The organism is Winogradskyella rapida (genome assembly GCF_042675845.1).
In the GTDB taxonomy this organism is placed as follows: domain Bacteria; phylum Bacteroidota; class Bacteroidia; order Flavobacteriales; family Flavobacteriaceae; genus Winogradskyella; species Winogradskyella rapida.
Genome location: NZ_JBHTKM010000001.1, coordinates 196008 through 217385 on the forward strand (window position 1 = coordinate 196008; position 21378 = coordinate 217385).

The 21378-nt window shown below is 35.1% G+C and carries 21 protein-coding genes; 7 read left to right on the top strand and 14 right to left on the bottom strand.

The features are described from left to right. Positions 1–18: 18 nt before the first annotated feature. A complete protein-coding gene (locus tag ACFQ13_RS00885; protein WP_386113210.1) occupies positions 19–1014 on the bottom strand; it encodes a Kelch repeat-containing protein in 996 nt (331 codons plus the stop codon). A 10-nt stretch (positions 1015–1024) separates the two neighbouring features. Further along, the gene (locus ACFQ13_RS00890; RefSeq protein ID WP_386113211.1) at positions 1025–1924 is read right to left on the bottom strand and encodes a DUF6268 family outer membrane beta-barrel protein; all 900 of its coding nucleotides are present in this window, start codon (positions 1922–1924) and stop codon (positions 1025–1027) included. A gap of 214 nt (positions 1925–2138) precedes the next feature. On the opposite strand from ACFQ13_RS00890, the gene ACFQ13_RS00895 reads away from it, so the two are divergent. The 3 genes from ACFQ13_RS00895 to ACFQ13_RS00905 all read left to right on the top strand — a co-directional run bounded on the left by ACFQ13_RS00895 (position 2139) and on the right by ACFQ13_RS00905 (position 5011). After that, positions 2139–3437 (top strand): DUF4270 family protein, encoded by a 1299-nt coding sequence (locus ACFQ13_RS00895; protein ID WP_386113212.1) that lies wholly within the window; start codon positions 2139–2141, stop codon positions 3435–3437. Next, the gene (locus ACFQ13_RS00900) at positions 3430–4665 is read left to right on the top strand and encodes a hypothetical protein (protein ID WP_386113213.1); all 1236 of its coding nucleotides are present in this window, start codon (positions 3430–3432) and stop codon (positions 4663–4665) included. The genes ACFQ13_RS00895 and ACFQ13_RS00900 overlap by 8 nt, the downstream gene beginning before the upstream one ends. A 139-nt stretch (positions 4666–4804) precedes the next feature. Beyond that, positions 4805–5011 carry a hypothetical protein gene (locus ACFQ13_RS00905; RefSeq protein WP_386113214.1) on the top strand — a complete coding sequence of 69 codons (207 nt, stop codon included), beginning with the start codon at positions 4805–4807 and terminating at the stop codon, positions 5009–5011. Positions 5012–5753: 742 nt separating this feature from the next. Here ACFQ13_RS00905 and hisS read toward each other — a convergent pair. Further along, positions 5754–7136, bottom strand: a complete 1383-nt coding sequence (gene hisS, locus ACFQ13_RS00910; RefSeq protein WP_386113215.1) for a histidine--tRNA ligase — start codon at positions 7134–7136, stop codon at positions 5754–5756. Between the two features lie 201 nt (positions 7137–7337). On the opposite strand from hisS, the gene ACFQ13_RS00915 reads away from it, so the two are divergent. Then, positions 7338–8579 carry an ABC transporter permease gene (locus ACFQ13_RS00915; RefSeq protein WP_386113216.1) on the top strand — a complete coding sequence of 414 codons (1242 nt, stop codon included), beginning with the start codon at positions 7338–7340 and terminating at the stop codon, positions 8577–8579. Between the two features lie 1211 nt (positions 8580–9790). Here ACFQ13_RS00915 and ACFQ13_RS00920 read toward each other — a convergent pair. The 5 genes from ACFQ13_RS00920 to rpsF all read right to left on the bottom strand — a co-directional run bounded on the left by ACFQ13_RS00920 (position 9791) and on the right by rpsF (position 12439). Next, on the bottom strand, positions 9791–10267 hold the full coding sequence (locus ACFQ13_RS00920) for a DUF6495 family protein (RefSeq protein ID WP_386113217.1): 477 nt from the start codon (positions 10265–10267) through the stop codon (positions 9791–9793). A 45-nt stretch (positions 10268–10312) separates the two neighbouring features. After that, positions 10313–11164 (bottom strand): glycerophosphodiester phosphodiesterase family protein, encoded by an 852-nt coding sequence (locus ACFQ13_RS00925; RefSeq protein ID WP_386113218.1) that lies wholly within the window; start codon positions 11162–11164, stop codon positions 10313–10315. 151 nt (positions 11165–11315) lie between these two features. Further along, on the bottom strand, positions 11316–11777 hold the full coding sequence (gene rplI, locus ACFQ13_RS00930; RefSeq protein WP_386113219.1) for a 50S ribosomal protein L9: 462 nt from the start codon (positions 11775–11777) through the stop codon (positions 11316–11318). A 12-nt stretch (positions 11778–11789) separates the two neighbouring features. Then, the gene (rpsR, locus tag ACFQ13_RS00935; protein ID WP_172837628.1) at positions 11790–12089 is read right to left on the bottom strand and encodes a 30S ribosomal protein S18; all 300 of its coding nucleotides are present in this window, start codon (positions 12087–12089) and stop codon (positions 11790–11792) included. Beyond that, on the bottom strand, positions 12089–12439 hold the full coding sequence (gene rpsF, locus ACFQ13_RS00940; RefSeq protein ID WP_114309876.1) for a 30S ribosomal protein S6: 351 nt from the start codon (positions 12437–12439) through the stop codon (positions 12089–12091). The genes rpsR and rpsF overlap by 1 nt, the downstream gene beginning before the upstream one ends. A 195-nt stretch (positions 12440–12634) precedes the next feature. Here rpsF and ACFQ13_RS00945 point away from each other — a divergent pair, with 195 nt between their 5' ends. Continuing rightward, on the top strand, positions 12635–13330 hold the full coding sequence (locus ACFQ13_RS00945) for a LytR/AlgR family response regulator transcription factor (protein WP_114309877.1): 696 nt from the start codon (positions 12635–12637) through the stop codon (positions 13328–13330). Positions 13331–13426: 96 nt separating this feature from the next. Here the strand turns inward: ACFQ13_RS00945 and priA are convergent, their stop codons facing one another. The 4 genes from priA to nadC form a co-directional block, all read right to left on the bottom strand. Then, positions 13427–15880, bottom strand: coding sequence for a replication restart helicase PriA (gene priA / locus ACFQ13_RS00950; RefSeq protein ID WP_386113220.1), 2454 nt, complete (start codon positions 15878–15880; stop codon positions 13427–13429). Beyond that, positions 15880–16305, bottom strand: a complete 426-nt coding sequence (locus tag ACFQ13_RS00955; protein ID WP_114309880.1) for a DUF2147 domain-containing protein — start codon at positions 16303–16305, stop codon at positions 15880–15882. Before ACFQ13_RS00955 ends, priA begins: the two co-directional genes overlap by 1 nt. Positions 16306–16512: 207 nt before the next feature. Beyond that, positions 16513–17487 (bottom strand): YihY/virulence factor BrkB family protein, encoded by a 975-nt coding sequence (locus ACFQ13_RS00960; RefSeq protein ID WP_386113221.1) that lies wholly within the window; start codon positions 17485–17487, stop codon positions 16513–16515. Positions 17488–17557: 70 nt separating this feature from the next. Continuing rightward, positions 17558–18415 carry a carboxylating nicotinate-nucleotide diphosphorylase gene (nadC, locus tag ACFQ13_RS00965; RefSeq protein ID WP_386113222.1) on the bottom strand — a complete coding sequence of 286 codons (858 nt, stop codon included), beginning with the start codon at positions 18413–18415 and terminating at the stop codon, positions 17558–17560. Between the two features lie 169 nt (positions 18416–18584). Here nadC and rlmH point away from each other — a divergent pair, with 169 nt between their 5' ends. After that, positions 18585–19058, top strand: coding sequence for a 23S rRNA (pseudouridine(1915)-N(3))-methyltransferase RlmH (gene rlmH / locus ACFQ13_RS00970; RefSeq protein WP_386113223.1), 474 nt, complete (start codon positions 18585–18587; stop codon positions 19056–19058). A gap of 134 nt (positions 19059–19192) precedes the next feature. Here rlmH and ACFQ13_RS00975 read toward each other — a convergent pair whose 3' ends face one another. Both ACFQ13_RS00975 and ACFQ13_RS00980 read right to left on the bottom strand, forming a co-directional pair. Further along, on the bottom strand, positions 19193–19492 hold the full coding sequence (locus tag ACFQ13_RS00975; RefSeq protein WP_386113224.1) for an HPF/RaiA family ribosome-associated protein: 300 nt from the start codon (positions 19490–19492) through the stop codon (positions 19193–19195). Between the two features lie 235 nt (positions 19493–19727). Continuing rightward, positions 19728–20726, bottom strand: a complete 999-nt coding sequence (locus tag ACFQ13_RS00980) for a DUF4421 family protein (protein WP_386113225.1) — start codon at positions 20724–20726, stop codon at positions 19728–19730. Between the two features lie 61 nt (positions 20727–20787). Here ACFQ13_RS00980 and ACFQ13_RS00985 point away from each other — a divergent pair, with 61 nt between their 5' ends. Continuing rightward, positions 20788–21369, top strand: a complete 582-nt coding sequence (locus tag ACFQ13_RS00985; protein ID WP_386113226.1) for a non-canonical purine NTP diphosphatase — start codon at positions 20788–20790, stop codon at positions 21367–21369. Positions 21370–21378 lie beyond the last annotated feature (9 nt).

Sequence of the window (21378 nt, forward strand, 5' to 3'; positions counted from 1 at the left end):
TAAACAATTCTTAAATTCTTAGTTATCGTCGTCATCTTGTTCTGCATCAGGGAAGAACTGCATGTTATCATCTAGGTATAATGTTCCGTTTCTACCTAAGGCAACAAAGGCACGAGAACCATCTCCAAAGGCAATAGCATCACGTCTTGCATACAATTCAAATGCTGTTTTTTCTTCCCAACTATCACTAGATGGTTGGTACTCATAAACTGTACTTATACTTCCTGAATACTCACCACAAGCTACATAACCTTTACCATTAATAGTAAACGCTACGGCATTAGATCTGTAAATGTACTCATCATCATCATCGTCAATATCCGTGTGTTGTGTCCATACTTCAGAATCTAAGTTGAAAGACCAGAAATCGACTTCGTAAACTCCGTTACTAATTCCTGTTACTAAATACACTTCGTTATCAATAGTGAACGTCACACCATCTCTTCTTTTATCGCCTCCAAAACCATAAATCTCTACCCATGAATCTGTTGTTGGATCATATTTCCAGAAATCTTTTTTATCACTTCCGTCGTAACCTGTTCCTAAATACCCGTAAGTATCAGAACCAAAACCTACAGCACCATAACGCGCTGAACCTGCGAAATCCGCAATTTGTGTCCAACTGTTAGTCCCTACATTATATTTATAGAAATCCGATAACTCTTCATTGGTATCACCGTTATATCCGGTTCCCATATACCCATCATTTCCAATGGTAAAGGCAGTCGCTGAACTACGTTCTTCACCAGGAAAATCTGATAATTGTTGCCATGAATTGGTATCCATATTATAGCTCCAAAAATCATTGTAGTAATCATCACCATCATAACCTGTACCCATATAACCAATATTGCCTATGGTAAAAGCAGCTGAACTTCCTCTTGCTTCTTCGTTAAATGTAGATTTCTTAACCCAGTTTCCTGAAGTATCATCGTCGTCATCACTATTACAACTATAAAATAGCGCCAATACGGCCCCTAAATAAAGCAATCTTATGGCTGATCTGTTATTCATTTTTCTCATTTTACTTATTATTTATATTAAAACTAATTCCTATGCTTAATGCTATTGAGTTATTGGCCTCAAAATCAATTATCGTAGTGTCGTTATCTTGAATGCTAAATTCGCTTGCTGTTAAATACCCCACATTAAAATTTGTAGCCCAATTACTATCAAACTGAAAATGGTACCCCGCGGCGAGTTTTAAGGCTTTAAATTCTAACTTAGAGTCTTCATACAATTGGTCATTACTAAAGCCAAAACCTGAACTATTATTAGCGTAAATAGATTCTGGTTGTGCTGTAAAATCTATGCGACTTTGATCGTTTATTTTATAGTAAATTCCGGTTACCGGAAGTCCAATTTCAACTCTAAATTGCTCTGTAATTTCACTTGAATACGACACTAAAGGATAAAAATTAGGTTCGCCAAACAAGGCCCCATATCCGGCTCCAAGTTTTAAATAAGACCTTAAGCCTTCATTATCCCAAACACGCGTAAAATTTAAAGCATAGCTAAAAATAAAATCTTCACTACCTATAACCTCTTCAAAGGTTGAGGAGAGATAAGGTGCTAAAGTGACATCCATATCCCATTGCTCATTAATACTTTGGTGATATTTTAAATAGAGTTCTATAGTATGTACATCATTAAAGGCACTAAAATCGTGATAATGATCATAATCCATAAAGTCGATACGCTGCTCTGTATACTTTACACCGAACCCAAAACGAGACGCCTTTAGCAATGATCCAAAATCTATTGCAATGGCCTTATCTTCAATTTGTATATCATTTACATCCAAATAATTGGCATAATCTAAAGCGATAAAATCTGCATCATCAGTTGTGGTGAACATATTTTGTCCATAGGCCGTCACCGAAATGAAACAAACAAGGATATAATATAGGGTATTTTTTCTCATCGGGTGCTAACTTACTATCTCCGTCGCGCACCTCTATTATAAAATATACCTAGCCTATTTTTTTGTAGACAAACACCAATTTTTAATCTATAAAACTAGCCCCTCATCTTTATAGTATAAAACCCCTATTCTGTCGATGTATTTACTCTGTAGGTCTATTTCACTTTTTATTAGACCAATTGCTTAGTTTTTTTGTGCAAATTCTACAAAACATATGTTGAAATCATTTCTAAAATTATTTATAGCGTTTGCCGTTTTATCGATGGGTATTGCGTGTTCTACCGATACCGAAGATGATAGCCTTTTAGCGGGGGAAGATTTTACAGGTACCAATATTAGAGTCTTGTCTATTGACACGTTTTCGGTAAAGCTCTCTACCATGAAGTTTGACTCGATTACCACATCTACCAATGACCGTTTGTTAGTTGGAAATTACCAGGATGATACCATGGGGACTTTAAATACCGCTGCCTATGTACAAATGACACCTACGTCTTACTATTTAGATAACGACGCCACTTTAGATAGTATTACCCTAGTTTTAGGCTATGACTCGTATTATTACAATGATACCACACAAGTTTCTACGGTTAACGTTCATAAGTTAACGGAAAAAATGACCTCTGATGATGATTATTTTTACAACACTACCGTTACACCTTATGAAACTGAAGCTTTAAAAACATTAAGCTATTACCCTACTCCAAATAAAGATTCTTTAGTAGTAACACTTCCTTATGATTTTGGTGAAGAATTATTTAACGGCATTAGAGATAACGACATTACGGATGAAGAGTCACTCTATCAAAAATTAAAAGGACTTACGGTACAACCTGGACCTAATGACAATGGTGCTGTAATAGGATTTTCTACTGCTACGAGCTCTAGTTACTTAAGATTTTATTACACCATCCCCGATGAGTTAGAAACCGATGAGTATACTTATGATATGACCATCAACAGCTATTACAATAAAATTAATAGCGATGTTACAGGCCTACCTTTAGAAGCCATCACCGATCAAGAAGATAATTTGGAATCTTCCGACAGTAACCATATCACCTATAACCAATGTGGAACGGGTTATGTTACTAAAATTGAATTTCCGTCTATTAAAAACCTCTTCAATATTGGTAGCGACGGTACTATTTTAGATGCTGTGCTTTATATTGAACCAAATTCTACAGCACACACCGATATTCAACCTTTAAGTGAAACCTTATTACTGTATACCATAGATCAGAACAACGATTTAGCGAGTCAGGTTAGTAATAGTGTCGATGTGGTAACAGCAGGAATTACCGATGAAAACACTGAGTTTAATGAACTCACCTACACCGTTCCGGTTATCGATTTTATAGATCAGAAATTAAATGAGAGCCCTGAAACAGAAGATGCCCTCATCCTTATTCCAACCGACTATAATTCCACCGTTAACAAAATAATTTTTAATGACAGTGAACGGTCAGAATACACAACTAAATTAATTATCACTTATGCTGTATATGAATAAATCTAAGTCCCTTCTTATTTTCGCCCTATTGGTTACAGTATATAGTTATGCACAAACAAATAGCCTTACCGGATCTCCATATTCCCTTTTTGGACTTGGTGTAGAAAACAACTCAAATACTGGTAGAAGTAGCGGTCTTGGTAAAACAGGTATAGCCCTTGATGCTAATTACGGGATTAACCTTTACAATCCAGCCTCCTTTATTACCTTAAAAAAGGACGAAATTACATTTGATTTTGGAGGTTCTGCAGAGATTATTAACATCTCTAATAATGACTTAAACGAACAAACTACCACTTATAATTTCACCAATATTTCATTAGCTTTTAACCGTAATGACAAATATGGTATAGGTTTAACGCTGAAACCAGCAACTAACGTAGGCTATGCTTTAACAGGTATTGAAAACAACATTGAAGGAAGTAACGAACAGTTTACCACTAATATTGATGGTACTGGTGGTCTCAATGAAATACGATTAGACTATGCTCGTACTTATTTTAAAAATTTAAATGTTGGTGTAAAAGCCGCTTATTTATTTGGAAAGATTGAAGAGACGGAGTCTATTATTACCTCTGGAAGTTACCTTCAAATAGATGAAACAAACTATTATAGTGGTGCACAATTAGGATTAGGTTTACAGTATAACTTAAAAGATAAGCATCAATTTGGGTTTACAGTAGATTTCCCTACGGTTTTAAAAGGCTCACAAGATGTCTCTATAATTAAGTATTCTAATGACGCTTTTAGCACGGTTGATGAATCTGAAGACGAATCTATAGATAATTTTTACTTGCCTCTAAAGCTTGGTTTTGGGTACAGTACTAAAATTAAAAATCTAATGCTTACTGCAGATTATAACAAAAGCTTTTGGTCTACAACAGACCAATCGGACGCTATTGGCGATTACACCGACCAAGATATTTTTAGCCTTGGAGCGTCTTACGCTGTAGATCCTACAAGTTATAAATACTGGAAACGTGTAGATTTTAGAATGGGATTAAACTACAACTCGGGCTACTTAAAAGTAGACGACACTAATATTGATACCTATACAGCTTCTATTGGTGTTGGCTTACCTATAGGAAAAAGGTCACTGGTAAATATTTCTTATGCCTTGGGTAAAAAAGGAACAACAGAAAGCATTCTTATTAAAGAATATGTAAATACCCTAAACATTAACATCTCGTTATCGGATCTCTGGTTCCAGAAACGAAAATTTAACTAATTCCCCTTAAGACTCTAAATCAGCAATGGTTTAGAGTCTTTTTTTTATCACTTTCTCCTGCAATCTGTTTTACTTTATCTACAGCGACAAATAGCTTCTTCTTCCCCTCTAAAGCCCTGCAGCTCGTCCTTTTTAAGCGGTGTTAACTTCATCAGAATATCCAAATCTAAACCTTGTCTATCCTAAGCCCAGAAAAGCCTATACTAAAGTCAATAGAGAAGTCATTAGTGATTTAGTCTTATCATTTTTAGCAGGATTGCTAGCTACAGCAGATCTAAGAAGACATGGAATCACCATAAGTTATCCATCCACATCTCACCCATTTTACACCTCCTCTTTCATGTAATTAATAATCCAACTAGCATGGTAATAATTCATGAAAGAAACTCTAAAATTAACACGTCACGCATAGAAACTATCAATGGACATGCTTCTCCATCTGCAGAGGACACATTTAAAAGATGACGACGGAATAGTTATTCGTTAATTATCACGATAATCCAAATCCTTTAAATTTAAAAGTGAAACTTCAATACACATCACCACCCCTTTTAAAACACTAGTCTTTTCCCATTAAAACATTGAAATGAAAAACCTAATAAATGTATTTCATCGGATTTTTAGGTATTTCATGGATTTGTTTGATTTTTTTAATTACCTTTGTATCAGCAAACTAATAATTTTAAGCCTAAAATCTTATCCATTTTTAGTAAAAGTGACTTATAACGAAAAAAAGAAGTGAATATCACTTAAAGTAGAATTCGCCATTTCACAGCATGAGGCCACAGATTGGTCTCTGAGCATTGGTGTAGAGTAAGAAGATCAAAAGTGTTGAAACTGGCCTAAAAAATAAAAACATTACTGTAATGAATCTAAACAGAATTCAAGACAAGCAATGTTTTTATGAAGTGACTTATAGCTATCGTAATCTCGTATTACCACAGCAGTTCTCTATAAAATAAATCAAATTTACAATGGAACTTCGAAAAGACACATTGTAATCATAATCCATAATTGAGATAATCAATTGTTTTTAGTTAGTAGTTAGTGTTAATCAAGTCTCAATCTTCGTCTAGATTGAGGCTTTTTTACTTTAGTAATGCTAAGAGTTCATCAAAATTAAGTTTATGCTGTTCTCCAGAGCTCATATTTTTCACACTAAACACTTCAGATTTTAATTCTTCTTCTCCCATAATCACAACGAAAGGAATCTGACGCTTATTCGCATAGTTCATTTGCTTCTTCATCTGTTTTCCAGAGACAGCAGCATCAGGAAACAATTCGGCTTTAATCTGAGCACGTCTTAGTTTAGTGACCGCCTCTAAACTGTATAAAGCTTCTTGATCCCCGAAATTGATAAAAAGCACTTTTGTAGACGCCGTAATGGTATCTGGAAAAAGACCTAGTTCTTCTAAGACCAAATAAATACGATCTAAGCCAAAACTAATACCAACACCACTCATATTCTTAAGTCCAAAGATACCGGTAAGGTCATCATAACGGCCACCGCCACCGATAGATCCCATTTTTACACCTTCTGGCGCAGATACCTCAAAAATAGCACCGGTATAATAATTTAGTCCTCTTGCCAATGTGACATCGAGTTGTAAATTTGCCGTTTTTAATTCAAGACTTGAAATTGCGTTATTTATAAATTCTAGCTCTTCGATCCCCTTCAATCCTATTTCTGAAGTGCTTAAAATAGATTTTAAACTTTCAATTTGTGCACCAAAATCGCCCGTTAAAGTAAATAAAGGTTGAAGTTTTTCAATACCGTCTTCAGAAATACCTTTAGAACGCATCTCTTCTTTAACTTTCTCTTCACCAATTTTATCAAGCTTATCTAAAGCTACGGTAAAATCAATTAATTTATCCTGTGCTCCTATCACCTCGGCAATCCCAGAAAGAATCTTACGATTGTTAATCTTAATGGTAACCCCGTGAAGTTTTAAGGCTGAAAATACGGCATCGTACAATTGTACAAATTCAACTTCTTGGAAGAGCGACTTAGATCCTACCACATCGGCATCACATTGAAAAAACTCTCTAAAGCGTCCTTTTTGTGGACGGTCTGCACGCCAAACAGGTTGAATTTGATAACGTTTAAAAGGAAATTCTATATCATTTTGGTGTTGTACCACATACCTCGCAAAAGGCACCGTAAGATCGTAACGTAAGGCTTTTTCTGAAATCTTAGGCGTTAAAAGGCGTTCTGATCTTGAATTGTAGTCATCATCAGAAATTTTCTTTAAAAACTCACCACTGTTTAAGATCTTAAAAATTAAACGATCTCCTTCTTCTCCGTATTTCCCCATTAAGGTATCCGAATTTTCAAAACTCGGGGTCTCTATAGGTTGAAAACCGAACACTTGAAACTGTTGCTTTATGGTTTCCATAATATAAGAACGTTTTGCAACGTCTTCTGCATTAAAATCTCTTGTCCCTTTAGGAATGCTTGGTTTTTGTGCCATAATATTTCCCGTGTCAATGGGAATCTCTTTTAATGAAACTTAATTTTAAACTGCAATTCAATTGTTGAATTAAAAATTGCTGTACAACGCAAAAATATTATAAATTTTAAAGGTCTTACCAAGATAAATCAATTTTATAGTAACTTTATAAGGAATCCGTCGTCTTATCCATTAAACAACTTAACTAACGCGAAAAAAACTATGTTTTCATTAGCTAAAGAGAATATAAGAATCGCCTTTGATTCTATAAAAGGTCAACTCCTCCGTACTATTTTAACGGTCTTAATTATTGCGATTGGGATTATGGCTTTAGTAGGAATTTTAAGTGGTGTATCTGCTTTAGAAAATACCATTTCTAGCAATTTCTCTTCTATGGGATCTAATACGTTTAATTTTCAACGTTACGAGTTTACAGCGCAACGCCAAAGTAGTAGAGAACGTCAAAAAATTAATCCGGTGTTAAGTTACCGCAATGTGAAAGATTTTGAAGACACCTACAGTTATCCTTTTACTAAAGTGGCCGTGTCTTTTTACGGAACTTCCACTGCCGAGGTTAAATACGACAATAAAAAAACAGATCCTGAAGTCGCCGTTCTTGGTGCTAATGAGTTTTTTATAGAAAATTCTGGATTAGAGATTGAAAATGGTCGGTCTATTAATGTCTTTGATGTAGACAATAGTAATGCCATTTGTGTTATTGGGAGCGACTTGCAAAAGGCACTATTCCCTGTTGAAAATCCCGTTGGAAAAACCATTAGTATTCGCGGTTCTAAATTTAAAATCGTTGGCGTTTTAAAAGAAAAGGGTTCAACCTTTGGGAATAATCAAGATTTAAGAGTGATTATCCCTATACAAAAAGCAAGATCGATCTTCACCAATGCAAACATTAATTATAGTTTAAGTGTGAAGGTTGATAAGAGTGATTTCTTAGAAGCTGCCCAAGACGATGCCATTTTGACTTTCAGGAATATTAGAGGCTTAAACCCTATTGAAGATAATGATTTCGGCATTGAACGCAGTGATGATTTACTTAATCAGGTTGCCCAAAATACGGCCGCACTCTATGTGGCGGCATGGATTATTAGTATCATTACCATTTTTGGATCTACCATTGCTCTTATGAATATAATGCTTGTTTCTGTGAGTGAGCGAACCCGAGAGATTGGAGTACGCAAAGCTTTAGGCGCTAAAAGCAAAACCATAGCATTTCAGTTTTTTATGGAAACCATTATAATTGGACAACTGGGAGGGCTTATAGGTATCTTTCTGGGAATATTAATCGGAATGGCAGTAGCTAATGGATTCGACTTAGAGTTTTCAACACCATGGGTAGCGATGATTTGGGCCACTAGTATTGCTTTTATTGTGGCTATTATCTCTGGCTTATACCCTGCAACTAAAGCCGCTAGATTAGATCCTATTGAGTCTCTACGCTATGAATAGCGTACAAGAAACACTGTGAACTAAATTATTACGTCAGTTCGAGTGAAATTGCTTTTTTCGCAATTTTTTATCGAGAACTATACTTAAAACTAAGGCTTAAACAACGCTTCTCGATACGATTGGCTCATACTTCGCAAATCACTCGAAGTGACGTGAACTTTGAAGTAGAAAAGAAACCATAGCTATAATTAAACCCAAAGCGTCAGTTCGAGTGAAATTGCCTTTTTTGCAATTTTGTATCGAGAACCATTATTAAAACGAGTACTAAATAACGTTTCTCGATACGATTTGCTCATCCTTCACAAATCACTCGAAGTGACGGACACTTTGAAATAGAACAATAAAAACCAACCTTAATAACACCCAAAACGTCAGTTCGAGTGAAATTGCTTTTTTGGCAATTTTGTATCGAGAACAATTATTAAACAACGCTTCTCGATATGATTTGCTCATGCTTCGCAAATCACTCGAAGAGACGGAAACTTTGAAGTAGAAAATTAAAATCCTACTGTAATAACACCCAAAACGTCAGTTCGAGTGAAATTGCATCTTTCAGCAATTTTGTATCGAGAACAACTCTTAAACTAAGGCTTAAACAACGCTTCTCGATACGATTTGCTCATGCTTCACAAATCACTCGAAGTGACGGAAACTTTGAAGTAGAAAATTAAAATCCAACTGTAATTATACCCAAAACGTAAGTTCGAGTGAAATTGCCTTTTTTAGCAATTTTGTATCGAGAACCATTATTATAACAAATGCTTAATTAACACTTCTCGATACGATTTACTCATGCTTCGCAAATCACTCGAAATGACGGATACTATAGGGTAAAAAAGGGAAATATAAATACAATGACACCCAAAACGTCAGTTCGAGTGAAATTGCTTTTTTGGCAATTTTATATCGAGAACCATACTTAAAACTAAGGCTTTAACAACCCTTATCGATACGATTTGCTCATGCTTCACAAATCACTCGAAGTGACGTGAACTTTGGAGCAGAAAAGAGACCATAGCTATAATTATACCCAAAACGTCAGTTCGAGTGAAATTGCATCTTTTAGCAATTTTGTATCGAGAACCATTATTAAAACAAATGCTTAATTAACGCTTCTCGATACGATTTGCTCATACTTCACAAATCACTCGAAGTGACAAATAAAAGGAATGGCTTGGATTATGAACTCAAGATCCAAAAAAACCTAAAAACTAGGCCCCTTTCACCAAATTAGCGAAGTAATTAAATAATTCGCCTTTAGTAATATTAGCTCCAGACTGAATCATTTTAAAGATATCTAAATGCTTATCATCTGAATAGTCCTTTTTAGCATTAAAGAACTGTACCGAATTGGAGAGTAAATTGTCACGTAACCATTGGAAACCTTCTTTTGTAGTGAAATCAATTTCTGGGATTTCAATTTTTAAGGCAATTAATCGCATATGGTTCTCATGACATTGAAATAAATGAATCTGATTTGGAGAAATATGTTCTAAGTATTGTACTTTATCTAACACGCCAAACCATACCAAATCACTAAACACATCCAATTCTTGCTCAGCTGCTTCGGGATTGTTCTTTTTTATAGACTCCCATTCCTCGCCAGTAATTGATTGTGTGGCTAAGAAATTGATAAATTCTTGGTGTAATTCTTCAAACTGTTCTTTAGTTAATCTCGAATATTTCATCTGTCTGTAGTATTTAATCTTAAAGGTTAGATGTTTACCTTTATCTTAATTTATTTTATTTAATGCTGTATAGGCCGCAAAAGGTCGATCTGTAGCCATAATATCAGCACCTTGTATTTTCCATTTTAGGTATAAGTCGTCCCCATTTGCTGCAGCACTTTTATCTAAGTTACCTAAGGTTCCTAACATACATACAACGTTCTGCTCGTGTAACCTTTGAAACAAGGCTGCGTCCGACAAGCGCGTTCCTGTAAAGGCTAACATATTTTCTGTTGGGATTTTAGCCGCTAATAACCTGTTGAATTCCTCATCATTCCTTGCAGAAACCGATAACAACAACTCTGGAGCCAATTGGTAAGCCGAAACGGCGTGTTCTACATCGTAAGTGATAATAATACTAACATCTTCGGCCTTAGCTTTTCTTATGGCTTCAATAACCGTTTTCTGACTCACACTACGTTTAATGTCTACCGTAAGAATAACATTATGGGCTTTACTCCAAGCTAATACGTCAGAAAATAAAGGAATTTTAAAGTCAGTAACTTTTCCGTAGTCATCCACCAAATTAAATTCTTGTAGCGCTTTATAGCTTAAGTCCTTAACCTTTCCGGTACCAGTTGTGGTTCTATCTACAGCATTATCATGCATTAAAACCAACTGCCCATCTTTAGTTTGTGCCACATCAATCTCATACATAGCCACAATACTATCGTTAACATATTGTAGCGTTTCTAAACAATTTTCAGGATAATTAGCAATTCCTTTACCGCCTCGGTGCACACTAACACGAGGAAAATCACCTTTAGAGACTTTAAAGTTTTCTAATAAAATAGAGGTGTTAACCTGAGGTGCTTCAGGTTGTTTTTTAGACTCTTTACAGCCTAAAACAAGACTCATAACAAAAATTATAAAAACATGCTTCATAACAGATCAATTAAGCCCCATTAGGATTTTATACCCTTATGGAACGTGGATGATTTCAAAAAAAAAATACAAAAAAACCGCTTAGTAAACTAAACGGCTTTTCTAAAATTATAATAAGATAAGCTTATGCTTCAGCAACAACTTCGAAAGTTAAATCAACAGTTACTGATCTATGTAATCTGATTGCAGCTACATACTGACCTAAACGTTTGATGTTACCACCTGTAATAGCGATAAACTTTTTATCAACGTCAAAACCAGCATTCTTAAGTGCAGCAGCTAAATCCATATTGGTAATAGAACCAAATAATTTATCTCCAGCAGTAGCACCTGTACCAGCTTTTGCAGTAATTTTAATATCTAAACCGTTTAATCCTTCAGCAGTTTTTTCTGCTTCAGCAATTACAGTTTTTTCTTTGTAAGCTCTTTGCTTTAAAGTTTCTTCTAATACTTTTTTCGCAGAAGAAGTAGCCATTACAGCTTGTCCTTGAGGAATTAAAAAGTTTCTACCATAACCGTTCTTAACAGATACAATATCGTCTTTAAATCCTAAATTTTCAACGTCTTGTTTTAATATAAGTTCCATTGTTATGATATTTTATTTTAATAAATCAGCAACGTATGGCATTAAAGCTAAATGTCTAGCTCTTTTTACGGCCACAGATACTTTTCTTTGATATTTTAAAGACGTTCCTGTTAAACGTCTTGGTAATAATTTACCTTGCTCGTTTACAAAACCTAATAACCAATCAGCATCTTTGTAATCTACATACTTGATTCCAGATTTTTTGAAACGACAATATTTCTTAGTCTTAGACGTCTCAATATTTAACGGAGTTAAATATCTAATTTCGCCGTCTTTTTTTCCTTTTGCTTGTTGTTCTATTGATGACATAATTACGCTTTTGCTTTTGCTTTAACTTTCAATTTCTCTCTTCTTCTCTCAGCCCATGAAATAGCATGCTTGTCTAATTTCACAGTTAAGTAACGCATAAAACGCTCATCACGTCTAAATTCTAACTCTAAAGGCTCAATTACCTCTCCAGCTACTTGGAATTCAAATAAATGGTAAAAACCACTTTTTTTGTTTTGAATAGGGTAAGCTAATTTTTTTAGTCCCCAATCTTCTTTGGCAATCATCTTAGCTCCTTTAGAAACGAGCATATCCTCGTATTTCTTTACTGTCTCCTTTACCTGGTCATCAGATAAAACGGGATTTAAGATGAAAACAGTTTCATAATGATTCATAATAAATAATGTTTATTGTTAAAACGGCTGCAAAAATAGTAAATATTTCTAAATTCAACAATCTTTTTAAGGTTTAATTAAAAGGTTTTCTTATCTTCGTCTTCGTGTTAAATTTTACGCTTTATCGGCAATATTTGTTTTTTAACCGAATTTATCGTACTATTGTCGATATCTTAACCTAAAATTAATAATGTTATGACTTTAAACTGTGTAGTTGTTGATGATTCTGCGATTCAGCGTCTTTCTATAGTAAAGTTAATTGAGAACCATTCCTCACTTAACCTTATTGCAGAATATAGCAGTGCGTTAGAAACAAAAAACGGTCTTAATACCCATAAAGTAGATCTTATCTTCTTAGATATAGAGATGCCGGTATTAAACGGTTTTGAGCTGCTCGATGTACTCAACAATAAACCTCAAATTATTTTTGTTACCGGTAAAACCGAATATGCTTTTAAAGCATTTAACTACGATGCTACCGATTACCTTCAGAAACCTATTACTAAAGAACGTTTTAATACTGCTGTTGAGAAAGCTATTGAACAGCATAAATTAAAATTAGATTTTAATGAAACTGAAGGCGAACACATTTTTGTAAAAAGTAACCTTAAAAAACGTAAAGTCTATATTAAAGACATTAAGTGGATTGAAGCCCTTGGTGATTACGTTAAGGTGGTTACCGAAGAAAATAGCTTAGTGGTTTTATCAACTATGAAAGCTTTTGAAAGTGAATTACCTGAAGGTAAGTTTTTAAGAATTCACAAATCTTATATTGTTAACCTCGACAAAATTGACCGTTTTAATAGTAAGAATGTTGAAGTTGGCGCTTATGAAATTCCATTAAGTAGAAATAAAAAGACGCAACTCGTAGACGCTTTAAATAATATGTAAGCCCCAATTACATTACCCTTTAAAGTAATATACATTACCTCATATAAAAAAATCCTAAGCTTTGGCTTAGGATTTTTTTTTGTAGAATACTTAATTTTAATAATTATCAACATTAATAACCACACGAACCGACCTAAAATCCTTAACAGCATTAAAACTATTATCAATTTTTATAATCGCTTCTTTGGTTCTTGCTAAAGACTGCTGTGGTGGAATCTTAATGATAATATTTTTATGGTATAAATTCCGAATGCGAGATACAGGTGGAAATTCCGGACCTAAAACATTGGTCTTAAATAACTGCTTTAAAGAGGTCGCGTACCAATCTGCCGCTAAATTAACACGATTATAGTCCTTGTGTTTAAACGTAATTTTAATTAACCTATAAATAGGTGGATATTTAAAATTATGGCGCTCATTCATTTGTTCGGTAAACATCGCTTCATAAGCATTGGTAGAAACCTGCTGTAGAATATTATGATGCGGATTATAAGTTTGTATAAGCACCTTACCTCTTAAATCTGTTCGGCCTGCTCTACCAGAAACTTGCGCCATTAATTGATAACTCCGCTCATGTGCTCTAAAATCTGGAAAATTAAGCAAATTATCAGCGTTCATAATCCCCACTAATTTAACATACCTAAAATCAAGTCCCTTAGTAAGCATTTGCGTTCCTACCAAAATATCGACCTCACGTTGTTCAAAACCGGTGATAATTTTTTCAAATCCGTATTTACCACGCGTGGTATCTAAATCCATACGGGCAACTTTTTTGTCTGGAAATAAAGTCTTAACCTCAGCTTCTATTTGTTCTGTACCAAAGCCTTTAGTGTCTAAGGTCGCGTTACCACACGCCTGACAAGTTTGAAGCATTGCCGAGTTATACCCACAGTAATGGCAACGCAATTGATCGCGATATTGGTGGTAGGTTAAACTCACATCGCAATTTGGACATTGTGGCGAGGTACCGCAAGTGGTACATTCTATTATAGGCGAAAATCCTCTTCTGTTTTGAAAAAGTATAATCTGAAAGCCTTCTTCTAAGGTTTCCGTCATTTCTTCAATAAGGCGGTCACTAAAATGACCTTTCATCCGTTTCCGCTTATATTTATCGGCCAAATCTACCAATTCAATATCTGGCATTAACACATTATTGAAACGTGTTTTTAATTCCACCAAGCCATATTTCCCTTGTCGTGCGTTAAAATAACTTTCTAAACTTGGTGTTGCTGAACCTAGAAGCGTTTTTGCTTTAAAAATGTTAGCCAATACTATAGCCGCATCTCGGGCATGATATCTTGGCGCCGGATCAAACTGTTTATAAGACTGCTCATGCTCTTCATCTACAATAATCAACCCTAAGTTTCGAAATGGCAATAACAACGAAGAACGGGCTCCAATAACAACTTGTGCCTTTTCTGAATTTGCTAGCATATTTTGCCACACTTCTACCCTTTCATTTCCGGAGTAGCGTGAGTGAAAAACTGCCACTTTTTCTCCGAAATAATCCTGAAGGCGATTCACCAATTGTGTTGTCAGTGCAATTTCGGGTAATAAATACAATACTTGTTTTCCTAAATCTAATTGCTTCTGAATGAGTTGCACATAGATTTCGGTTTTCCCAGAAGAGGTTACTCCATGCAATAAGGCTACAGGTTTTTCCTGAAAAACAGCTTCGACTTCATCATAGGCCAATTGCTGAACCTCGCTTAATCGTTTTGCTGAAGCGTCCCCTTCGCCTTCAAATTGAACACGATCCATTTGTAGATGATATTCTTCTAAAATAGACTTATCAATTAAGGCTTTTATAATACTTGTTGAAGCCCCACTTTTTTCTGCAAGCTCGGCCACTTTTATCGGTTTTTTAAGCGCAGCTTCCATAGTAAACAAGGTTAATACCACCTCGCGTTGCTTAGGAGCTCTGCTTAATACCTCTAGTAATTCTTGAAGTTTTTCTGAACTCTTATGATTGTAATGAAGCTTAACATAACGCACCAATTTAGGCGTATATTTTTCATACATTTCCTCATGCAGATTAACAACACCCTTCTTAACCAAACCGTTAATTATTGGTAAAACTCGTTTTTTATCCAGGATAGAAACGACATCTTGTATCTTTAAGGAAGACTGCCTACTTAATGCCTCATAAATTAAATATTCTTCGTCTTTTAATTCAGAATCAAGGATTTCAGTTTTTTCATTCTTAGAAATCATCGTCTCACTTTCTAGCATAAAGGCGTTAGGCATGGCTGCGCGCATAACCTCGCCTAAACTACACATATAATAGTTCGCAATCCACTCCCAATGCTTTAATTGCGATGTCACAATTACAGGCGTATCATCAATAATTTGATGAATGGTTTTAGCATCATAGGCTAAAGGTGGATTTTGGTGTATACTATATACCAAAGCCGTATAAATTTTACTTTTCCCAAAGGGTACGGCCACCCGCATTCCTACGGACAGAAATTCGGCTTCAGCTTCAGTTATATGGTAAGTAAACGCTTTTTGTAGCGGAATGGGTAAGATGACATCTATAAAATGTAGCATTATTTAACGCGTTTCCAGTATTGAGTTCTATAGAAAAAGGCCAAATAACCACGTACTTGTAACGTATCTTTGTCGTCTTCTAATTTTAAGCGACATCTAAAAACTTTACCGTCTTCAGGATTTAAAATAGTACCCCCATCATAGACATCGTCATTTTTTGTTAGTCCTTCAATAAAGACCAAACCTTCTAAAGGCTGATCCTTCTGCTTCCCTTCACAATCATTACATTTTGCGGATTTTTTTGCAGGATTAAAAACGGAAACAATCTTTCCGTATACCTCACCATTCTTTTCATAAATTTCCACAAGAGATTTGGCTTCCCCGGTATTATCATCAATGGTTTTCCATTTTCCGAGAATGTCTTGCGCCGAAAGATTTAGTGATAGTAGTAATAAAATAGAGAGGATTAACGTGTTCTTTATCATAATTGTTGTTTTATAAAGTTATGTATTCAAATGTAAGAGGTTTAATCATAAAACCATAATTAATACGCATCAAAGGCATTGGACTGGTCGTATCTCCCCCTTCAAAATTCAGCTTTATTCGCTTTAAAATAGGCCTACTTCATTCTTCATAAAACAACATAACAGAGTTGATTTTCAAAAGCTAAACACTACAAAACCTTCAGAATATTAAAGATGTTCTTTGATCTCCTTACGCGCCTTAGGGTATTTTCTTAAAAACTGAAGTGATGCATTAAGTTCATAGCCTAACAACAAAATATTAGAGTTGAGCCATAAGTACAATAATAAAATCAATAATGCCCCAATAGAGCCATAGATTTCATTGTATTTGGAGAAATTTTCAATGTAAACACCAAACAGATACGAGGTTAAAATGATTAACAAGGTTGTTAGCAAAGCCCCAACGGAAAAAAACTTAGATTTCCGTCCTTCTCTCGTCCCAAAATAATACAAGGTAGCGGTGGCAATATAGATCATAAGAACAAAGAAGAGGTACTTTACAAAATGGATCCATCCAGAAACAGAATCGGCCTCAGTAAATTGCAAGTCGCCCGTAAAACTCGTGTACAACGGCATGATTACATAGATTTGAAAATAACCAAATACCGCCACCGTTAACAAGGTTAAGAATGCTAAAATTAGGGCGACACTCAGCGCTACACCATATTGTTTAAAGATGTTACGATAGAGTTGCTTATGGTAAGACGTTTCAAAACCTGAAAACACCGCATTAACGCCATTAGCCATTAAAAACACGGAAAGTAAAAACACCGATGAAATTAATCCACCACTGGTACTCTGACTGATATCTTTAAAGATACTATCGAAGAAAAATTCTGAAGTTTGAGGCGGCAGAAAAGACTCTAGAAAATTAGAAAATGCCAGATCAAAATTTTCTATAGGAATATGCGGAATAAGGATAATTACAAATAATAAAAACGGGAAAATGGCTGTAAAAAAACTAAAAGCAATCGCACTAGCCCTTGTGGTCAAAGCGCCATTAACAATCCCCATGATATAAAGTTCTAACAAGTCGTAGACGGACAATCCTTCAAATCCTGGTAATTTAATTTGCTTAAAAAAGCGCACAACCACTTTAACCACCGGAATTTGATCTAATTTATCTTCAATAGGTTTAGTCATCGTGTTACTCTAATTTTTGACTTACGGCATTATTTTCATCTTGGACTATATTTGGCTTTCGGGCTAAAGTTTATACTGCCTTTAAACTCAGGTCCATATTATAAACAGAGTGTGTTAAAGCTCCTGAAGAGATAAAATCTACACCACACTCGGCATATTTTCGCAATGTATTTTCATTAATTCCTCCCGAAGATTCTGTTAAACATTGCGTTCCGATAAGTTTTACCGCTTTACGTGTATCTTCATAATTAAAATTATCAATAAGAATTCTATACACGCCACCTTCTTCTAAAATAGCCTCAATTTCTTCAAGGTTTCTAGCTTCCACAATTATTTTTAAATCTCTATCCGTACGCTTTAAATAGTCTTTAGTTAAAGCAATAGCCTTAGACACGCCACCCGCAAAATCAATATGGTTATCTTTTAACATAATCATATCATATAAGGCGAATCGATGATTTTCCCCACCACCAATTTTTACAGCCCACTTCTCTAAAGCTCTAATACCTGGCGTGGTTTTTCTTGTATCTAAAATTTTAGTTTTTGTGCCTTCTAATAAATCTACAAATTGTTTGGTTTTAGTGGCAATAGCACTCATACGTTGCATGGCATTTAGCACTAAACGTTCGGCTTTTAATATGGATTGCGATGCGCCTTCTACATAAAAAACAATATCACCATGCTTCACCTTAGCGCCATCTTCAATAAGGGTTTCCACTTTCATTTGAGGATCAACATAGGCAAAAACTTGTTTCGCAAAGGCGACCCCTGCTATAATTCCTTCATCTTTAACCAATAATTTTGCCTTTCCTTGGGCATCAGCCGGAATACAGGCCAAAGAACTATGGTCGCCATCTCCAACATCCTCACGGATGGCATTGGCAATTATTAAGGCTATTTCGTTATCGAATTGTGCTTTTGAAATCATAGATGTACATATTTGCTGTAAAAATAGGAATTGAATTTTGAAAATCTGTATAAATCTCCCTTCAGTTGGGTGGAATTTGTAAGGAATTCCAATAAATTTGCATTCTGAATAAGCCATTTCCAAAGACTTTGAAGCCATCCTTCAGAATCACACAAGTAATACAACAGATATGACCATAAAACTCATTGCCATAGGTAAAACCGATAATAAGAATTTGCAAGCTTTAATTGCGGACTACTCTAAGCGTTTAGGGTTTTATATCAAGTTTCAATTTGAAGTAATTCCCGATTTAAAAAAGGTTAAAAATTTATCTGAAGCACAACAAAAGGAAAAAGAAGGCGACCTTATTTTAGCCAAAACCCAAACCTCTGACGTTTTAATTCTTTTAGATGAAAACGGAAAACAGCACGATTCGGTAGGCTTCTCTAACTATTTACAAAAGCACATGAATTCAGGGATTAAAACCCTAAGTTTTGTGATTGGTGGGCCTTACGGATTTTCTGAAGCGGTTTACAATAGAGCAAACGGAAAATTAGGCTTATCTAAAATGACTTTTTCGCACCAAATGGTCCGCTTGTTCTTTATTGAACAACTCTATAGAGGCTTTACCATTCTTAGAAACGAACCTTACCATCACAGATAAAAGCACCACTCAGGTTTGCACATAAAATAGCCTCAGTTTAAGCTTTTGTAGTCTCCTAAAGGAATGTCATGAAAAGTAATAATTCTTCCTTTACATCAAAATACAACAACTTAAACTAAGGCCAATATTATTTATTAATGCGTTTTATAAACTTCTTTACGCTTTTTTAATTGTTTGGTTAAATCGTCAATAGTCTCTAGCATGGCCATTTCATAATTTTTCTTATTCGACTTTGCAAAAATTCTAGGCCCTGGCAAACTTAATTCGATATTACAAATTTTTCCGGCTTCATGGTCCTTCTCATCCTGTTTAAAATAAACTTGAGCTGAGATTAAAAACTCAAACTTATAGGCTAATTTTTCTAATTTCTCTTCCGTTAATTTAGAAAGGGTCGCACTGGTATCTATGTTTACATATTGAAAATTTACAGTCATAATTTATAGTGTTTTAGTGAATACTTCTTTTGTCTAAGATACGACTATTAAGAAAATCCACTGCTGATATATATCATATATTAAGACCAAAGTTTGAATATCTCAGCATAACACAAGCCCTAACAACCGTAATGAACAGTTCCCGACTTCGGAAGAATAAAACCCTTGTTTTTCTTAAACTGTTTTATATGGAAGTCATAAGGATTTGCTATAGCTTTTGACGGTATAGATGCGCTTATTGTTTTTTAGCACGCCCCAATTTATAGCCCAACGCTAATTTGGCTTTGGTAAGATTTAATAAATAACTATTGCCATGACCAAGTTGGGTGCTATTAAGATCGTTATTATAGGTTAAGCTCACATAAAACCGATCGAAATTATAGTTCAGTCCTAGTAGAAAATCTAGCTTGTACAACATAGGGTTAGACGGGTAATACTGATCGTCTGTGATGGTCACTTTCTTGGCAGCAAAACCAATACCTGGCATAAAATTAAGGGTGGCGGTAATCCCATAAGGCAATTTAAAGTAAGACATTACACCACCCATAGCCCCTAATGAAATACTCTGATACCGTTTAATATTGCCTTCTTCATTAAAATACAACTGAGCAGTTTCTGAAAGCACGCTAGAATCTGAAGAAAAATAATCAAAGCCAGCGAATACCCCTACTCCTCCAGTAACAAAAATAGTTCGGTCATTTTTTTCGGGTAGTCCGGCTTTTAAAAGCGAATATGAAAACTCAATCGGTGTAAAGGTGTGTAAAAAATTAAGACCTATACTCACAGAGCGGATGTCGTCCCTAAATTCAGTAGGTTCATCAAAATTATTTTTCGCATTAAACCCTTTATAAACCTGAGTATAGAGTTTTACATAATTTTGATCTTTTATTATGGTGCTCCCCTGCAAATCAAATCGGCTCGTTTTATTCTTATTGGGGTTTTTAATATTAACGGCTACATCTACTATAATTTTCCGGTTGGCAAAACCAAGTCCTAAACCATAACGATTATTCGGCACAAACTTCGCCTTATCATCATCATCTTTGATACTAAATTTATTGACTTTAAAATTGGTAAATATCCGGATGGAGTAATTATCGAGATCTCGGTCTACAAACAACGAATCTAAATCGTTAAAATCTTGTGCATTTACCCCAAGCCCTAGACCACAAAAAAGGAAAAGTATAAATCGTTTAAAAAAATTAATTAAATTAAAAAAATGTTGATATAGCAAAGGGTACAAAATTAGATTCCTATTTTTACAACAGCTAAAATACATTAATTAAAGACATTTTATGGAACTTGTTTTCGCCACAAATAATTTAAATAAACTTAAAGAAGTACAGTCCATGCTTCCGCCACACATTAAACTATTGAGTTTAAGTGATATCTCTTGCACGGAAGACATTCCTGAAACCCAAGCGACTATTGAAGGCAACGCCGTACAAAAGGCAGAATATTTAAAGGCGCATTACGGTTACGATTGCTTTGCCGACGATACCGGTTTAGAAGTTAATGCTCTCGATGGTGCACCAGGGGTTTACTCGGCACGTTATGCAGGTCCGCAACGCAACGCCGAAGACAATACCAATAAATTACTCAACGCCTTAGAAGATAAAAGCGATAGAACAGCGCAATTTAAAACCGTTGTAGCCTTACACCTTAACGGAGCGCTCCACACTTTTACCGGAATATGCAAAGGTGAAATTAGTAAAGAAAAACAAGGTGCTGGCGGATTTGGTTACGATCCCGTTTTTAAAGCCGAGGGTTATGAAAAAACCTTCGCCGAAATTTCTCTTGAAGAAAAAAACAGTATAGGCCATCGTGGTAAAGCAGTGCGACAATTAATTGACTTTTTACTCGCTTTGCCGCAGTAAAATGCTTGA

Excerpts from the sequence above, each read along its gene's own strand:
- ACFQ13_RS00885 (WP_386113210.1), bottom strand. The coding sequence starts at position 1,014 with ATGAATAACAGATCAGCCATAAGATTGCTTTATTTAGGGGCCGTATTG.
- ACFQ13_RS00890 (WP_386113211.1), bottom strand. The coding sequence starts at position 1,924 with ATGAGAAAAAATACCCTATATTATATCCTTGTTTGTTTCATTTCGGTG.
- ACFQ13_RS00895 (WP_386113212.1), top strand. The coding sequence starts at position 2,139 with ATGTTGAAATCATTTCTAAAATTATTTATAGCGTTTGCCGTTTTATCG.
- ACFQ13_RS00900 (WP_386113213.1), top strand. The coding sequence starts at position 3,430 with ATGAATAAATCTAAGTCCCTTCTTATTTTCGCCCTATTGGTTACAGTA.
- hisS (WP_386113215.1), bottom strand. The coding sequence starts at position 7,136 with ATGGCACAAAAACCAAGCATTCCTAAAGGGACAAGAGATTTTAATGCA.
- ACFQ13_RS00915 (WP_386113216.1), top strand. The coding sequence starts at position 7,338 with ATGTTTTCATTAGCTAAAGAGAATATAAGAATCGCCTTTGATTCTATA.
- ACFQ13_RS00920 (WP_386113217.1), bottom strand. The coding sequence starts at position 10,267 with ATGAAATATTCGAGATTAACTAAAGAACAGTTTGAAGAATTACACCAA.
- ACFQ13_RS00925 (WP_386113218.1), bottom strand. The coding sequence starts at position 11,164 with ATGAGTCTTGTTTTAGGCTGTAAAGAGTCTAAAAAACAACCTGAAGCA.
- rplI (WP_386113219.1), bottom strand. The coding sequence starts at position 11,777 with ATGGAACTTATATTAAAACAAGACGTTGAAAATTTAGGATTTAAAGAC.
- rpsF (WP_114309876.1), bottom strand. The coding sequence starts at position 12,439 with ATGAATCATTATGAAACTGTTTTCATCTTAAATCCCGTTTTATCTGAT.
- ACFQ13_RS00945 (WP_114309877.1), top strand. The coding sequence starts at position 12,635 with ATGACTTTAAACTGTGTAGTTGTTGATGATTCTGCGATTCAGCGTCTT.
- priA (WP_386113220.1), bottom strand. The coding sequence starts at position 15,880 with ATGCTACATTTTATAGATGTCATCTTACCCATTCCGCTACAAAAAGCG.
- ACFQ13_RS00955 (WP_114309880.1), bottom strand. The coding sequence starts at position 16,305 with ATGATAAAGAACACGTTAATCCTCTCTATTTTATTACTACTATCACTA.
- ACFQ13_RS00960 (WP_386113221.1), bottom strand. The coding sequence starts at position 17,487 with ATGACTAAACCTATTGAAGATAAATTAGATCAAATTCCGGTGGTTAAA.
- nadC (WP_386113222.1), bottom strand. The coding sequence starts at position 18,415 with ATGATTTCAAAAGCACAATTCGATAACGAAATAGCCTTAATAATTGCC.
- rlmH (WP_386113223.1), top strand. The coding sequence starts at position 18,585 with ATGACCATAAAACTCATTGCCATAGGTAAAACCGATAATAAGAATTTG.
- ACFQ13_RS00975 (WP_386113224.1), bottom strand. The coding sequence starts at position 19,492 with ATGACTGTAAATTTTCAATATGTAAACATAGATACCAGTGCGACCCTT.
- ACFQ13_RS00985 (WP_386113226.1), top strand. The coding sequence starts at position 20,788 with ATGGAACTTGTTTTCGCCACAAATAATTTAAATAAACTTAAAGAAGTA.